Source organism: Tamilnaduibacter salinus, from assembly GCF_003096655.1.
GTDB lineage: Bacteria > Pseudomonadota > Gammaproteobacteria > Pseudomonadales > Oleiphilaceae > Tamilnaduibacter > Tamilnaduibacter salinus.
This window is the reverse complement of the sequence record NZ_QEKQ01000012.1, coordinates 14,919-30,746: the sequence shown is the minus strand read 5'-3', so window position 1 is coordinate 30,746 and position 15,828 is coordinate 14,919. Positions and strand designations below refer to the sequence as shown.

General features: G+C 62.6%; 14 protein-coding genes. 3 read left to right on the top strand and 11 right to left on the bottom strand.

What is annotated here, in order from left to right; translation table 11 throughout:
* Positions 1 to 44: 44 nt before the first annotated feature.
* The 11 genes from truD to C8D92_RS15120 all read right to left on the bottom strand — a co-directional run bounded on the left by truD (position 45) and on the right by C8D92_RS15120 (position 12,933).
* Positions 45 to 1,007, bottom strand: a complete 963-nt coding sequence (truD, locus tag C8D92_RS15170; protein ID WP_116919895.1) for a tRNA pseudouridine(13) synthase TruD — start codon at positions 1,005 to 1,007, stop codon at positions 45 to 47.
* Positions 1,004 to 1,483: a 2-C-methyl-D-erythritol 2,4-cyclodiphosphate synthase gene (gene ispF / locus C8D92_RS15165; RefSeq protein WP_116919894.1), complete on the bottom strand. Its 480-nt coding sequence runs from the start codon at positions 1,481 to 1,483 to the stop codon at positions 1,004 to 1,006. Before ispF ends, truD begins: the two co-directional genes overlap by 4 nt.
* On the bottom strand, positions 1,480 to 2,205 hold the full coding sequence (ispD, locus tag C8D92_RS15160; RefSeq protein WP_116919893.1) for a 2-C-methyl-D-erythritol 4-phosphate cytidylyltransferase: 726 nt from the start codon (positions 2,203 to 2,205) through the stop codon (positions 1,480 to 1,482). Before ispD ends, ispF begins: the two co-directional genes overlap by 4 nt.
* A gap of 14 nt (positions 2,206 to 2,219) precedes the next feature.
* Positions 2,220 to 2,492, bottom strand: a complete 273-nt coding sequence (gene ftsB / locus C8D92_RS15155; RefSeq protein ID WP_116919892.1) for a cell division protein FtsB — start codon at positions 2,490 to 2,492, stop codon at positions 2,220 to 2,222.
* A gap of 72 nt (positions 2,493 to 2,564) precedes the next feature.
* Complete coding sequence (gene eno / locus C8D92_RS15150) at positions 2,565 to 3,860, bottom strand: phosphopyruvate hydratase (protein WP_116919891.1); 1,296 nt, start codon at positions 3,858 to 3,860, stop codon at positions 2,565 to 2,567.
* 57 nt (positions 3,861 to 3,917) lie between these two features.
* Positions 3,918 to 4,763, bottom strand: coding sequence for a 3-deoxy-8-phosphooctulonate synthase (gene kdsA / locus C8D92_RS15145; protein WP_116919890.1), 846 nt, complete (start codon positions 4,761 to 4,763; stop codon positions 3,918 to 3,920).
* A 70-nt stretch (positions 4,764 to 4,833) separates the two neighbouring features.
* Entirely contained in the window at positions 4,834 to 6,462 is a 1,629-nt protein-coding gene (locus tag C8D92_RS15140; RefSeq protein WP_116919889.1) for a CTP synthase, read from the bottom strand.
* Positions 6,463 to 6,552: 90 nt separating this feature from the next.
* Entirely contained in the window at positions 6,553 to 7,821 is a 1,269-nt protein-coding gene (gene tilS, locus C8D92_RS15135) for a tRNA lysidine(34) synthetase TilS (RefSeq protein WP_165819293.1), read from the bottom strand.
* A 46-nt stretch (positions 7,822 to 7,867) separates the two neighbouring features.
* On the bottom strand, positions 7,868 to 8,821 hold the full coding sequence (gene accA / locus C8D92_RS15130) for an acetyl-CoA carboxylase carboxyl transferase subunit alpha (protein ID WP_116919887.1): 954 nt from the start codon (positions 8,819 to 8,821) through the stop codon (positions 7,868 to 7,870).
* A gap of 107 nt (positions 8,822 to 8,928) precedes the next feature.
* Positions 8,929 to 12,405 carry a DNA polymerase III subunit alpha gene (gene dnaE / locus C8D92_RS15125; RefSeq protein ID WP_116919886.1) on the bottom strand — a complete coding sequence of 1,159 codons (3,477 nt, stop codon included), beginning with the start codon at positions 12,403 to 12,405 and terminating at the stop codon, positions 8,929 to 8,931.
* 93 nt (positions 12,406 to 12,498) lie between these two features.
* Positions 12,499 to 12,933 (bottom strand): TlpA family protein disulfide reductase, encoded by a 435-nt coding sequence (locus tag C8D92_RS15120; RefSeq protein ID WP_243402477.1) that lies wholly within the window; start codon positions 12,931 to 12,933, stop codon positions 12,499 to 12,501.
* A gap of 104 nt (positions 12,934 to 13,037) precedes the next feature.
* Here C8D92_RS15120 and wrbA point away from each other — a divergent pair, with 104 nt between their 5' ends.
* From wrbA to tfpB, 3 genes are read left to right on the top strand one after another with little or no spacing between them, the layout of a single operon-like run.
* The gene (gene wrbA / locus C8D92_RS15115) at positions 13,038 to 13,649 is read left to right on the top strand and encodes an NAD(P)H:quinone oxidoreductase (protein WP_116919885.1); all 612 of its coding nucleotides are present in this window, start codon (positions 13,038 to 13,040) and stop codon (positions 13,647 to 13,649) included.
* A 13-nt stretch (positions 13,650 to 13,662) separates the two neighbouring features.
* A complete protein-coding gene (locus tag C8D92_RS15110; protein WP_116919884.1) occupies positions 13,663 to 14,025 on the top strand; it encodes a DUF2069 domain-containing protein in 363 nt (120 codons plus the stop codon).
* A 3-nt stretch (positions 14,026 to 14,028) separates the two neighbouring features.
* Positions 14,029 to 15,810, top strand: coding sequence for a type IV pilus assembly ATPase TfpB (tfpB, locus tag C8D92_RS15105; RefSeq protein ID WP_116919883.1), 1,782 nt, complete (start codon positions 14,029 to 14,031; stop codon positions 15,808 to 15,810).
* Positions 15,811 to 15,828 lie beyond the last annotated feature (18 nt).

Below are 15,828 nucleotides of genomic sequence, written 5' to 3'. Positions count from 1 at the left end.
TTTAACTCCCTGATTCATGTCGTCAACGCCGAATCTTATCATGTTCATGCCGCCGGTTTGTCGTCGGTGGCGACGGCCAGCAACTCCGCCAGCACCGACGTGGCGAAGGCCCCGGGCGGCAGCGAGAACGACAGTGACAAAGTGTCCTGTGCTGGCCACTCCCAGGTGAGATCGGGCAGGAGAAGAACCAAACGCCGTCGTTCGGGCGGCATTCGGGACGTCGCGAACACCGCAGCCAGCTCCGGGCACTCTGCTACCACCGCGGTTTCCAGTGAGGCCTGCTCACCCGTGGCGTTCGTGCCCCCATCGCCCCAGAGCGGGCCGGTCACCCCATGATCATCCGGTTCGCCCGGGAGCCGGTCACGCCAATTGCCCGCCCGCACCCGGGCCGCCAGAACCGCATTGAACAGCCACGCCCGCGCCGCCGATCGGTATAACCCGCCCTTTCGGGGTCGGCGACCGGCTTCGGCCATGGCCTCATCAAGGTTGCCACCATCGTGACCAAAGCGCTGGGCGCCGAAATAATTGGGACAGCCCTGACGGGCAAGCGTGTCCAGCCGGGCGTCGATGTCGCTGACTGGCGCGGAAACATCCCGGAGTACCAGGCGGAAATGGTTGTCGGCGTGGTCACCCCGACGCAGCTTGCGCTCATGTCGCGCGACATCCAGCACCGACCATTCCGATTTGATCGCCCGGATCAGCGGCTCGCTGTCCGAGCGGGCAGGCCATGGAATGCTGAACCACTGTCGCGTCACCGCCCAGCGATCCTTGAGACCACAGTACCCGATGTCGCCGGTCCGGCAACCGGCGATTCGGGCGAGGCCGCCGGCCACATAACGGGTATTATCGCCGGTTTTCTCCAGACGGACACAGAGATGCTCTCCCTCGCCTGACAGGGGCATTACGAGCGTCTCATCAACGAAAAAGTCCGCGGGCGAGCGGCGGATGATCGCCTGGCCAAGACGGGGACCGGCGGCTGTCGGCCAGTCGAGCGTCCAGCGGCTCACGGTTCACGCCGGTCGATGAGGCAGACGGCCTGGGCCGCAATGCCCTCGCGCCGGCCGGTGAAGCCCAGTTTTTCCGTCGTCGTCGCTTTGACGCTGACGGCATCCATCGCCATCCCCAGATCCTCAGCAATGTTCTGACGCATGGCGCCCAGATAAGGAGCCATTTTAGGACGTTCGGCAATGATCGTACTGTCGATATTCACCGGCCGGTAGCCCGCCTGACGGACGGCGCCCACGACCTCGCGCAACAGCGCACGACTGTCTGCACCCGACCATGCGGAATCCGTATCCGGGAAGAAGTGGCCGATATCGCCCAATGCCGCTGCTCCGAGCAGCGCATCGCTGATGGCATGCAGCAGCACATCGCCATCCGAATGGGCACTGACCCCCTGATCGTGTGGGAGCCAAACGCCGCCCACCGGCAGACCATCGCCCGACTCAAAAGCGTGAACATCATAGCCCTGGCCTATTCTCAACGGTCTGTCTCCTCTTGTGCTTCCAGACGTGTCAGCAGCCACTCCGCCAGCGCGAGATCCTCCGGAACCGTCACTTTGAGATTGTCCGACCGACCGGGAATCAACCGGGGCTGATAGCCCGCCGCCTCCATCGCGGAGGACTCATCCGTAACCGGCGCGCGCCCTCTCAGGGCGCCTCTCAGCGCCGCCTGAAGGGGCTGATACCGAAATTGCTGGGGCGTCATGGCGCGCCAGAGGGTGGAGCGGTCCATTGTCTGCGACACGCGTTCGCCGCCCGGTAACGCCTGTTTGACCGTGTCACTCACCGGCACGGCCAGCAGCCCACCATCGGTGCCGGGGCCCAGCGTCGAGATCAGTCGTTCCAGATCCCCCCGCGCCAGGCAGGGGCGTGCGACATCGTGAACCAGCACCCAGTCATCCGGCCGTGCCCAATCGGCCAGCGCATCCAGGGCGGCCAGCACGGAGTCGGCGCGCTCGACACCCCCGACACAGGTCGCGACGCGCTCATCCGCGGCACTGTCGCACTGGGACCACCACCGGTCATCGGCGTCCAGGGCCACCATGCAGCCTTCGAACGCGAACGCATCGAGCAATCGCTGGAGAGTGACGTCCAGGAGCCGGCGGTGACCGAGGGGAAGGTACTGTTTCGGCTGCTCAGCCCCCATTCGACGGCCAGCGCCGGCCGCCGGGATCACCAGCCAATAACGCAAAGGATCGGGCATGACGATAGGGTCAGTCAGGGTTCGACGACGAGAAAGAAGGTCTCATCCTCACGAATCAGGCCGAGTTCCGTACGGGCCCGGCCTTCGATGGCGCCGTCGCCGTGACGGAGGTTGCGCACTTCGGCGTAGAGTTGTTCGTTGCGATGTGCCAATTGGCGGTTTTCCGCTTTCTGGTCATCAATCTTGTCCTGGAGCTGCCAGGCATGGGCATAGCTTCCCTCTCCCACCCACAGGCGGACCTGGAGGAGGACGATGAGTACTGCCATGACAGCCCACAAGACTTTCATTGATTCCGCCTAACACAAGTCGTGCACAGAACGCCGCCCGTCCAGCATAGACCAGCGGCGTTCTGTGTGCGATTACGATTGGCCCTTGATCTCTGACCGGCCGCGATAAATGGCCTGATCGCCCAGCGCTTCCTCGATCCGCAGGAGCTGGTTGTACTTCGCCACGCGATCGGAGCGGCACAGCGAGCCGGTCTTGATCTGCCCGGCGTTGGTAGCCACGGCCAGATCAGCGATCGTCGTGTCCTCAGTCTCACCCGAACGGTGAGAGATCACCGCTGTGTAGCCGGCGTCCTGAGCCATTCGGATCGCGTCCAGCGTCTCGGTCAGGCTGCCAATCTGATTGAACTTGATCAGAATGGAGTTGGCAATCGACTGGTCGATGCCTTTCTGCAGAATGTTGGTATTGGTCACGAACAGGTCGTCGCCAACCAGCTGAACACGATCACCCAGCCGCTCGGTCAGCACTTTCCATCCGTCCCAGTCGTTCTCGTCCATACCGTCTTCGATGGAAACAATCGGAAAACGGTCACACAGGCCGGCGAGGTAATCCGCGAAATCGGCGGCAGAGTACTGCTTGCCCTCACCGGAGAGATCGTACTGGCCGTCGCGATAGAATTCGGAGGAGGCACAGTCCAGTGCCAGGGTGATGTCTTTGCCCAGCTCGTAGCCGGCCTGCTCGACGGCATCCTTGATGACCGTCAAGGCCGCCTCGTTGGACGGCAGGTCCGGCGCGAAGCCCCCTTCGTCGCCCACCGCCGTGTTCAGCCCCTTGCCCTTGAGCACTTTCTTCAAGGCATGAAAGACTTCCGCGCCCATGCGCAACGCGTCGGTGAACGTCGGTGCGCCGACCGGCTGGATCATGAACTCCTGGATATCAACGTTGTTGTCCGCGTGCTCGCCCCCGTTGAGGATGTTCATCATGGGAACGGGCATGGCGTACTGGCCGTCACGACCATTGAGTTCGGCAATGTGCTGGTAGAGCGCAACGCCCTTGTCCTGAGCCGCCGCCTTGGCCGCGGCCAGTGAGACCGCAAGAATGGCGTTGGCGCCGAGATTGGCCTTGTTGTCGGTGCCATCCAGGTCGATCATGGCCCTGTCGAGGCCTTTCTGATCGGCCGCGTCACGCCCCTTGAGCACGTCGCGAATTCGGGCATTCACCGCTTCCACGGCGTTGGTCACGCCCTTGCCGAGATACCGGTTGGCGTCCTTGTCCCGCAGCTCCAGTGCCTCAAGGGTACCGGTGGAGGCGCCGGACGGGGCGCAGGCCCGGCCCAGAATGCCGGAATCCAGCAGCACGTCGGCTTCCACGGTCGGGTTGCCCCGGGAATCCAGGATTTCACGGGCTCGGATGTCCGCGATCTTGCTCATGGTCGATGTCTCCAGACTATTCAGTGTTCAATGATTCAATCGGTGCCGCCGGACGCCTCACGCGGTGTCCAGTGGCTCAAAACGTTTCACCAGATCGTCAACGGCTTTGACCTGCCTGAGGAACGGTTCGAGCTGACTCAGCCGCAGGGCACAGGGCCCATCGCATTTGGCCTTCTCAGGCTCGGGGTGCGCTTCCAGGAACAGACCGGCCAATCCCTGCGACATTCCCGCGAGCGCCAGGTCCGTGACCTGAGCCCGTCGGCCGCCGGCCGAATCGGCCCGGCCGCCCGGCATCTGAAGCGCGTGGGTGACGTCGAACAACACCGGACACCCCATCGACTTCATGATGCCAAATCCGAGCATGTCCACCACGAGATTGTTGTAACCGAAACTGGTTCCGCGCTCGCAGAGGATGACCCGGTCATTCCCGGCTTCGCCGCACTTGTTGATGATGTGCTCCATTTCCCGGGGCGCCAGGAACTGGGCTTTTTTGATGTTGATGATGGCGCCGGTGCGCGCCATCGCCGCCACGAGATCAGTCTGACGGCTGAGAAACGCCGGCAGCTGGATCACGTCACAGACCTCGGCGGCCGCTTCCGCCTGATCGGGCTCGTGAACATCCGTCAGGATCGGCACATTATGACGCTCACGAATTTCCCGCAGAATATCGAGACCGGCTTCCAGCCCCGGCCCGCGGAAGGAATGAATCGATGAGCGGTTGGCTTTGTCGAACGACGCCTTGAAGACATACGGGATACCCAGGCGCCGGGTGACCTCGGCATAGGTGTCGGCCACTTCAAGCGCCAGCTCCCGGGACTCAAGCACGTTCATGCCGCCAAACAGCACGAACGGGTGCTGGTTGGACAGAGTAAAATCCGACAGGGTCAGGCTGTTCTGTGTCATCGCGTCGTGCATCCCTTCGTGGGGTCCAACTAAAACGCCGGCCGGATATTACTCCGGCCGGCGCCATCGATCACTGGCTCTTGTGACGGTCCAGAGCGGCCTCCACAAACCCCTTGAACAGGGCATGCCCATCCCGGGGCGTGGACGTGAACTCGGGATGAAACTGGCACGCCACGAACCAGGGGTGGTCGGCCACTTCCACCACTTCGACCAGCGCCCCGTCCGAGGAGCGTCCTGCCACCCGCAGGCCGGCCTCTTCCAGATTCGGTACGAAATGGTTGTTGACCTCATACCGGTGCCGGTGACGCTCGCGGATGACCTTCCGACCATAACAACGGGCGATGGTGGACTCGTCATTCAGGACGCAGTCCTGTGCGCCCAGGCGCATGGTGCCCCCCAGGTCGGCATCTTCCGTACGCAGCTCGCGCTCGCCGCTCGAATCCAGCCATTCGGTGATCAGCCCGACAACCGGCGTGGTGGTCTGGTGACGGAATTCGGTGCTATGCGCGTCACTGAGTCCAGCGACATTCCGCGCAAATTCGATCACGGCCACCTGCATGCCCAGGCAGATGCCCAGGTACGGAATGTGATTTTCTCGGGCGTATCGAACGGTTTCGATCTTGCCTTCCACTCCACGCTCGCCAAACCCGCCCGGGACCAGAATGGCGTCCACGTCGGACAGAGCGCCGGTCCCCTCCTGTTCGACATCCTCCGAGTCCACGTAACGGATGTTGACCTTGGTGCGGGTCTTGATGCCGGCATGCAGCAGGGATTCAATCAGAGATTTGTAGGCGTCGAGCAGTTCCATATACTTGCCGACCATGGCCACGGTCACTTCATGATCGGGGTTGAGCTGCGCTTCAACGACGGCGTTCCACTCGGAGAGGTCAGCCGGGTTCGTTTCCAGGTTGAAGCGGTCGATGATCAGCTCGTCCAGGCCGAACCCGTGAAGCATGCGTGGGATGTCATAAATCGAGCGCGCATCTTCCAGCGGAATCACTGCCTGCTCTTCCACGTTGGTGAACAGCGCAATCTTGCGCCGCGAGCTGGCGTCTACTTCATGTTCGGAGCGGCACAGCAGAATATCCGGCTGCAGGCCGATGGAGCGCATTTCCTTCACCGAATGCTGTGTGGGCTTGGTCTTCACTTCACCGGCTGTCGCGATGTACGGGACCAGGGTCAGGTGCATAAACAGTCCCCGCTTGGGTCCCACTTCCACCTTAAGCTGACGGGTCGCTTCCAGAAACGGCAGGGATTCAATATCACCCACCGTGCCACCAATTTCCACCAGCGCGACGTCCGCCCCGGCCGCGCCTTCAACAACGCGACGTTTGATTTCATCCGTGATGTGGGGGATTACCTGGACGGTGCCGCCCAGATAGTCACCGCGACGCTCCTTGCGGATGACCTCTTCATAGACGCGCCCGGTGGTGAAGTTGTTGCGGCGGGTCATGGTGGTGCGGATAAACCGCTCATAGTGGCCCAGGTCCAGATCGGTCTCAGCGCCGTCGTCGGTGACAAACACTTCGCCGTGCTGAAACGGGCTCATGGTGCCCGGGTCCACGTTGATGTAGGGGTCCAGCTTGAGGATGGTGACCTTGAGCCCGCGCGCCTCAAGAATCGCCGCCAGTGAAGCGGAAGCGATTCCTTTGCCCAACGAGGACACAACACCGCCGGTGACGAAAATATAACGCGTCATGCAGTATCCGTATGGTTCAACTGATTCGGTGAAGGGGGGAGATTATCATCTCGAGACGGGGCGCCAGAGTACCAGAACCCCCCCGCCTTCTCAACGACAGCTCCGATCCCAGATAATCCGCCAGCCGCCGCGGGAGACGCGCTCCGACGCGTCGGCCAACTGCCAGAGATCGCCGATGGCAATCAGTGTATTCTCCTCCTCGACAAACGGCAGGATCGCGCGCTCCCACGGCGGGATTGCCTGCTCCTGAAGCCACTTCTTCACGGAGCGGCTGGGCCCGCCCGGTTGTGGTCGGAAGCGCTCTCCGGGCTGTCGGCGCCGGACCGTCAAGACCGGAAAGTCCTTATCCGGACCGGGTTCAAATCGCAATTGGCCGTCACCCCAGGGCAACGTGCGCTGCGTCTGCCACTGCACCGCATGGCCCGGTGGCTGGAGCCTGTCGGCAACCCAGTACAGCCAGCCCCGAAAACGCCGGACGGCGTACCCGTCCCCAACCAGCAAAGGCTGGCGATCGCCCGCAGCGGTGGTCAGATCAGCGAGCCCCTGCTCCAGTTGATCCGGTGGCGGCGGCGCGACGCCCTGTTCAATCATCCACCAGCGTAGCAGGTTTTTCTGCTCGGGCCGCGACAACGCCGCCAGGGCGGCGACCGACAGCCGGCCGTGGTCATCCTCCACTGCCGCGCGTTGAATCGCCCCCAGCCGGCCAAGCAGCGCGTCGGACTCGACAGTCTGGTCCGCCAGCCGGGCAAGGTTCTCCCGAACCGTCGGCCAACGCTGCTCCATCAGCGGCAGCACACGGTGTCGGAGGAAGTTGCGGTCGAGACTCGTGTCGCTGTTGGTGGGATCGTCCACCCACTCAACCCCCCAGGCCTCACCCCATGCCTCGAGCTGGGCCCGGGAGAGGGTCATCAGGGGCCGGCACAGGGTTCCGCGTCCCAGGGCGCGCCGGGATGGCATGCCGGCCGGCCCGGTACCGCCGCTGCCTCGCATCATCCGGAACAGTGCCGTTTCGGCCTGATCATCCCGGTGGTGAGCCATCAGCAACACATCGCCCTCGCCCATCAGTGACGTGAACACCTGGTATCGGGCGCGGCGGGCGTTGCCTTCCATGCCACCGCCCGACTCCGTGACCCGGACCCGCTGAACGGAAAGCGCTATGCCCAGGCGTGCACACAGCCGGCGACAGAACGCCTCCATATCGCCTGCGGCGGGCTGAAGCTGATGGTTGACGTGAATGGCTCGCACCCCGAGGCCGGGGCGGTCGAGCGCAACGGCATGCACCGCCTGCATCAGCACGACCGAATCAAGGCCGCCGCTGAGGGCGATCCAGAGACGGCCGTAATGCGGCAGGGTCTCCATGGCCCGTTGCAGCGCTTCAGGCCATGGGGAGAGAGGGGGCCGGCGTCTACCGGCCGGTGTCATAGGCGGTCAGTCGCTCGTACCGCTGTTGACGCAGATCGTCGATGGTCAGTTCGCCCAGTTCGTCGAGCCCCTGGCGGAGCTGGGCCCGGAGCGATTCCGCCATGGCATCCGCATCCCGATGGGCGCCGCCCAGCGGCTCGGGAATCACCACATCGGCAAGCCCGAGACTATGAAGCCGGTCGGCCGTGACCCCCATAGCAGCGGCGGCCTGTGAGGCGTATTCCGCGCTCTTCCACAGGATGGACGCGCAGCCCTCCGGGGAGATCACCGAATAGGTGGAATACTGAAGCATGTACAGCCGGTCGCAGACACCAATGGCCAGGGCTCCGCCGGAACCGCCCTCGCCGATAACAGTGGAAATGACCGGCGTTTTGAGCCGCGACATGGTGGCCAGATTACGGGCGATGGCTTCACTCTGACCCCGTTCTTCGGCGCCGATGCCGGGATAGGCCCCCGGCGTGTCGATGAACGTCAGGATCGGCATCCGGAAACGCTCCGCCAGCTCCATCAGGCGCAACGCCTTACGGTAGCCTTCCGGGCGCGGCATGCCGAAATTGCGGCGCACCTTGTCGCGCACCTCCCGGCCTTTCTGGTGGCCGATCACCATGACAGGCTGGCCATCGAGACGCGCCGTCCCCCCGACGATCGCCGGGTCATCCGCAAAGGCGCGATCACCATGCAGTTCGTCAAAATCATCGAAGACGCGCTCGATATAATCCAGCAGGTAGGGCCGACGGGGGTGACGCGCCAGACGGGTGATATCCCAGGGCGTCAGTTCGGAAAAAATGCTTTCGGTCAGACTGACGCTCTTGTTCCGCAGCCGGCTGATTTCTTCAGTGATGTTGATATCGCTGTCATTACCAACCAGCCGCAGTTCTTCGATCTTCGCTTCCAGGTCGGCGATGGGCTGTTCAAAATCCAGGTAATTGGGATTCATGACCTTCCATCTTTACCAGTGCGACGCCATCCCGGCGCCATCGTTCATTTGGGTGGAGCCTATCAATCAAGACCGGGCCGCGGAACCGGACCTTGGTATGACCGATATCAGTCGTACACGAGTTCCACCGCCGAGTCGCCAATCAGGTGACGTAAGTTTAGCAGCAAATTGTCATCCGGACGGACACGCCAGTTTTCACCCAGTTCGATCCGCGTTCGGGCCTGATCGCCGCAATAATCAATCCAGACCGGGCAGCCTTCGCCACGGTGCGGCGCCAGTGTTTCATCGAGGCGATCGAGCAGACCATTGGCAAGCTGCCCCGACTCCAGCGAGACACGCAATCCCCGGCTGAACTGGCGACGGGCAGTAGGGACGTCCATGACGGCGTTGGCCCGCATTTTCAGGGTCCCGGAATAGTCATCGAAGCTCACCACACCATCGACCACGACGACCTCATCGGACTGGAGCAGGTCCCGCGCTTCGTGCCAGGTCTCGGAGAACAGCGTGGCCTCGATGCGTGCGGACCGGTCGTCCAGCGTCACAAAGGCCATGGTCTGCCCCCGACGGTTCTTCATCGTGCGCATGGCCACCACCAGACCCGCCACCCGCTGCGGCGAGCGTCCCGCCTTGAGGTCGGCAATCGACTGTCGCGCAAACCGGCGCACCTCGTGCTCGTATTCGTCAAATGGATGACCCGTCAGATACAACCCGAGGGTGTCCTTTTCGGCCTTCAGCCGTTCCTTTTCCGGCCAGTCGCGCATGCCGGCCACCGCTTCAAACGGATCGCCTTCTGATCCGTCCAGCGCTTCGCCGAACATGTCCATCATACCGACAGACTCATTACGGGACTGCTGCTCGGCCTGCTGAATGGCCTTATCGATGCTCGCCATCATCTGGGCGCGCCCCGGACCCAGCCGGTCCAGCGCACCGGCCCGGATCAGCGCCTCAATGGCGCGCTTGTTGACCCGCTTGAGATCCACCCGGCGACAGAAATCAAACAGATCCTGATAGGGCCCCTCGTCGCGGTTTTCGACAATGCTCTGGATCGGTCCTTCACCCAGGCCCTTGATGGCGCCAAGCCCGTAGACCACGCGGCCGTCGTCGTCGACGGTAAAAGAGTACTCAGACCGGCTGACATCGGGCAGCACGATATCCAGTTCGAGGTTGCGGCACTCCTCGATCAGCGTCACCACCTTGTCGGTGTTCTGCATGTCCGCCGTCAGCGTGGCCGCCATGAACTCGGCGGTGTAGTGCGCCTTCAGCCACAGCGTCTGGTACGACACCAGGGCGTAGGCGGCGGAGTGCGACTTATTGAAACCGTAGCCGGCGAACTTCTCGACCAGATCGAAAATGTTCTCGCCCAACTCACGGCTGATGCCGTTCTCGTCACAGCCTTCGAGGAATTTGACCTTCTGTTTGGCCATCTCCTCCATTTTCTTCTTACCCATGGCACGGCGCAGCAGGTCGGCCCCACCCAGGCTGAAGTTGGCCATCACCTGGGCAATCTGCATCACCTGCTCCTGATACAGGATGATGCCATAGGTCGGCGCAAGTACCGGCTTGAGGCCCTCGTACTGGAAGTCCGGATGCGGGTAGGCCACCGGCTGCTTGCCGTGCTTCCGGTCGATGAAGTCATCCACCATCCCGGACTGGAGCGGACCGGGACGGAACAGCGCGACCAGGGCGATCATGTCCTCAAGCGTGTCCGGGCGAAGACGGCGGATCAGGTCCTTCATCCCCCGGGATTCAAGCTGGAACACCGCCGTCGTCTCGGCCTTGCGAAGCATTTCAAACGACGGCTTGTCATCAAGCGGGATGCGATTGATATCCAGCGGCGGCTCTCCGCGCTTTTCCAGACGCGGATTGATCATCTGAAGCGCCCAGTCGATGATGGTCAGCGTCCGCAGCCCCAGGAAGTCAAACTTCACCAGGCCCGCGTCTTCCACATCGCCTTTGTCGAACTGGGTGACCGGACTGCCGCCTTCCTCATCGCAATACAGTGCGGAGAAATCCGTAATCTTGGTCGGGGCAATGACGACGCCACCGGCGTGCTTACCGGCATTCCGGCAGACGCCTTCCAGCTTTTTGGCCATGTCCCAGATTTCCTGGGCTTCCTCGTCCTGCTCCAGGAACTCGCCAATGGCCTCTTCTTCCTCAATGGCCTTGTCCAGCGTCATGCCCGGTTCAAACGGGATCATCTTCGAGAGCTTGTCCGCCAGCCCGTAGGACTTGCCCTGCACCCGCGCCACGTCACGCACGACAGCCTTGGCGGCCATGGTGCCGAACGTAATGATCTGGGACACCGCATTACGGCCGTATTTTTCAGCCACATACTCGATCACCCGGTCCCGGTTTTCCATGCAGAAGTCGACATCAAAGTCGGGCATGGACACCCGTTCCGGATTCAGAAAGCGCTCGAACAGCAGGTCATAACCAAGCGGATCGAGATCGGTGATCAGCAGCGAGTACGCCACCAGAGAACCTGCGCCGGAGCCTCGGCCCGGACCAACCGGAATGCCGTTATTCTTGGCCCACTGGATGAAGTCCATCACGATCAGGAAGTAGCCCGGGAACCCCATCTGGATGATGATGTTCAGCTCGAAGTCCAGACGCTTGAAATAGCGCTCCCGCTGTTCCTGGTAATCCGGCTGGTCCGGGTCGAGAATCCGGGTCAGTCGGTCTTCCAGGCCCTCCTCAGACACTTTCCGGAAATACTCGTCCATGGTCATCCCCTCAGGGATGGGATAGTCCGGCAGGAAGTACTCGCCCATGCGAACCTTGACGCTGCAGCGCCGGGCGATTTCGATCGTGTTGTCGATCGCCTCGGGGATGTCCGCGAACAGTTCTTCCATCTCCTCCGGGCTGCGGAGGTATTGCTGATCACTGAAACGCCGCTCCCGCCGCGGGTCATCAAGCGTCCGGCTCTCACCGATGCAGACCCGGGCCTCATGAGCCTCGAAATCCTCTGGAGCCATGAAGTGCACGTCGTTGGTCGCCACCACCGGCAGCCCCAGTGTGTCTGCCAGCTCAACACTGGCGTGGAGGCACTCCTCGTCGTTGGGGCGCCCGGTGCGGTGCAGCTCCAGATAGTAGGCATCCGGGAAAAGTCGCTGCCAGTACTCGGCACGCTCCTGCGCCAGCTCGGTCTTGCCGGCCACCAGTGCCCGGCCAACGTCTCCCAGCTTGGCGCCGGACAGCGCCAGCAGGCCGTCGCGACGGGACTCAATCCATTGTGGCGCGATAATGGGCACACCGTTGTGCTGGCCCTCGGTGTAACCCAGCGAAATGATTTCAGTCAGGTTGAGGTAACCGGTCTGGTTGCGGGCGAACAGCGTCAGGCGGAACGGGTTTTCGGGTTCCTCCGGATTGGAAAGCCAGATGTCCGCACCGATGATCGGCTTGACGCCCTCCTCCATGGCCGCTTTGTAAAAACGGACCAGCGAACACATGTTGGACTGCTCGGTCAGTCCGACGGCCGGCATTCCCAGTTCAGCAACGCGTTTGATGAGGGGTTTGACCCGCACCAGCCCATCGGACAGGGAGTACTCTGAATGGACACGGAGGTGAACGAAGCGGCTCGACATGGCAGCGGAACCCGTTGTGCTGGGAGGTGGATCAATTCCGGCCGGATTGCCGGACCGGAAGCGGTTATTCTAAGGCAAAACCGTCGTCCCGGCCTACCGACTCATGATCGCCCGAAGGGCCTCTTCAGTCTGAGCACCAAACCGGGTCTCAACCAGTGTGCCGTCTGGCGACACGACGAAGGTGGCGGGCATGCCCACCGGTGACTTCCAGCCCAGAGCGGGACCGGGGTCCGGCGTGACAACAGTGTAGCGGATGCCCATGTCGACAATCGCCGCCTGGAGATCGCCGCCGGTCAGTCCATCGTAATTCACACCGAGCACCGTCACATTCGAATCGTCATCCAGATCGTTCAGCTCGGGGATCTCATCACGGCAGGGTTCGCACCATTCCGCCCAGTAGTTTACGAACACCCAGTCACCGCGATAATCCGACCACTGCGCCGATGTTCCATCGGCGGTCTCCATGGACACGCGCTGACATCCGGACAGTGTGACGACGGTCAGGACGGCGATTACGAGGTACTTCAACGGGGTTGCTCCTGTTAGACTGCGCTGGGCCTGTCACTCCACCGATCAGGCGACTGACGCGAGGACGATGACAGAACCGATGAACGATTTCCACAGGAGTCCGCATGAGCGATGAATCGCCGTACATTCTGGTCCTGTACTACAGCCGTGGTGGCCATACCGCCGACATGGCGATGCAGATCGCGCGGGGGGTCGCCAGAGTCACCGGTATCACCGCACGTGTGCGAACCGTGCCCCCTGTCTCACCGGACACCGACGCCTCCGTGCCCGCTGTGCCGGAGGAAGGCGCGGTCTACGCCACGGTGGACGATCTCCGTCACTGCGCCGGTCTGGCACTCGGAAGCGCGACGCGGTTCGGCAACATGGCGGCGCCACTCAAGCATTTCCTCGACCAGACCGGCGACCTGTGGCTGAACGGCGCGCTCGTCGATAAACCGGCCGGCGTTTTCACCTCGACGGGCAGCCTGCATGGCGGCCAGGAAGCAACCCTGCTCACCATGGCCGTTCCGCTGATGCACCACGGCATGCTGCTAACCGGCATCCCCTACACCGAACCGGCCCTTGGGCGCACCCAGGCCGGCGGCACACCGTACGGGCCAAGCCACTGGGCCGGCACCGACCAGCCTCACCCGGTGACCGACGATGAAAAGGCCATCTGCCAGCGGCTCGGCGAACGGCTCGCCAGTCTGGCGACCCGCCTCTCAACCACAGACTGACAGGATGACCGCCATGCTCAACCATCCCGATGCCCAGCGCACCCGAATGGCCTGCCAGGGCCTGTATGCGGCGCTGATCGTATCGCTGATCGTGACCAGCTTCTGGCCGGGGCCAGAGGCGGATGTGTCGCTAGCCCTGATTCTGACTGTCAAGCTGCTGCCGCTGCTGCCCTTCATCCCGGCGGTCTACCAGGGACACAACCGGGGGCTGATCTGGCTCAGTTTCGTTCTGATTTTCTACTTTACCCAGTTCACCGTGGACGTGTGGCTGAGCCAGGGAGAAGTGGCCCCCGTCATCAATGCCGCCCTCTCCCTGCTATTGTTCTCCGTGGCCATGATCCACCTGAAAGTGAATCGCCGAACCCGGAGTCAGTGACCCATGCCACGCGCCGCTCTTGCCGCACCACCCCGCCATACACTCACTCTCAGGGATGTGTGCAATGCTCTTGTGGACAGTGAGGAAATCGATCAGGCGGAGGCCGAGCGGATTCTCGCTGCCAACCTGGGCGCCGAGAGTCGGGAACGTCACCCGCTGGAAGTGGTGGCGATCGCCCAGCCTGACAGTCTCCGGGACGGTCGCAAGCTCGATCTGGAGCGTCTGACGCGATGGCTCGCCGAATGGGCGGGGCAGGACAGTGTGCACATCGACCCGCTCAAGATCGACGTGCCGGCCATCTGCCGGGTTATGTCCTACGCCTTCGCCCAGCGTCACGGTATTCTGGCGGTCGAGATCGGTCCCGACGAGGTGGTGATCGCCAGCGCGGAACCGTTCAAGGCGGACTGGGAAGACAATCTGCGCCATGTACTGAAAAAGGACATCCGTCGCGTCGTTGCCAACCCCGAGGACCTTCGACGCTACACCGTCGAGTTCTACCAACTGGCCAATTCCGTGCATAAGGCCAGCGACCCCAAAGCGCCCGGTAACGGCAACATCCACAACTTTGAGCAATTGCTGGATCTGGGCGACGCCAAGAATCCCGACGCCAACGACCAGCATGTGGTCAAGATTGTCGACTGGCTGCTGCAATACGCGTTCGATCAGCGCGCCAGCGACATTCACATCGAGCCGCGACGCCACATCGCCCAGGTCCGGTTCCGCATCGACGGGGTACTGCACAACGTCTACGAATTTCCGGACGAAGTTGGCACGGCGGTCGTGAGCCGCCTGAAGATCCTCGGGCGACTCAACGTGGCCGAACGCCGCAAGCCCCAGGACGGCCGCATCAAGACCCGCAAGCCCGATGACCGGGAAGTGGAACTCCGCCTGGCCACCCTGCCCACGGCCTTCGGCGAAAAGATGGTCATGCGGATCTTTGACCCGGACGTGCTGCTGAAGTCCTTCGACCAACTCGGGTTCAGCCGGGAAGACATCGAGCGCTGGGATCGCATGACCCGACAGCCTTACGGCATCGTCCTGGTCACCGGCCCAACCGGCTCCGGCAAGACCACGACACTGTATTCCACGCTAAAATCGCTGGTGACTTCCGAGGTCAACATCTGCACCATCGAAGATCCCATTGAAATGGTGGAACCATCGTTCAACCAGATGCAGGTGCAACAGGGCATCGACCTGACCTTTGCATCTGGCGTCCGGGCCCTGCTGCGCCAGGATCCGGACATCATCATGGTGGGCGAAATCCGCGATCTGGAGACGGCGGAGATGGCGGTGCAGGCTGCCCTGACCGGACATCTGGTCCTGTCCACACTGCACACCAACGATTCGCCCAGCGCCATTACCCGGCTGATTGAACTGGGCATCCCGCCCTACCTTATCCGGGCGACGGTGCTCGGTGTCATGGCGCAGCGGCTCATACGGACCCTGTGCCCCCACTGCAAACAGCAGAGCACGATCGACGAATCCGCCTGGAGAGAGCTCACCAAACCCTGGAAAGCGCCCCTCCCGGAAGGCGTCCATGCGCCGGTGGGCTGTCTGGAGTGCCGCAACACAGGCTACATGGGCCGCGCCGGGGTTTACGAAATTCTCCAGCTCACCGAGCGCCTGCGCGAGAAGGTGGACGATCAGTGCGACCTGGACCAGCTCCGGGTGGAAGCCTACCGCGACGGCATGCATTCGCTGCGCCTGAGTGGCGCCCAGAAGGTGGCCTCCGGAGAGACGACCATCGAGGAGATCCTGCGGGTCACGCCGGGCAGTCAGCGTTAAACGGCCTGCTCGGGTCTC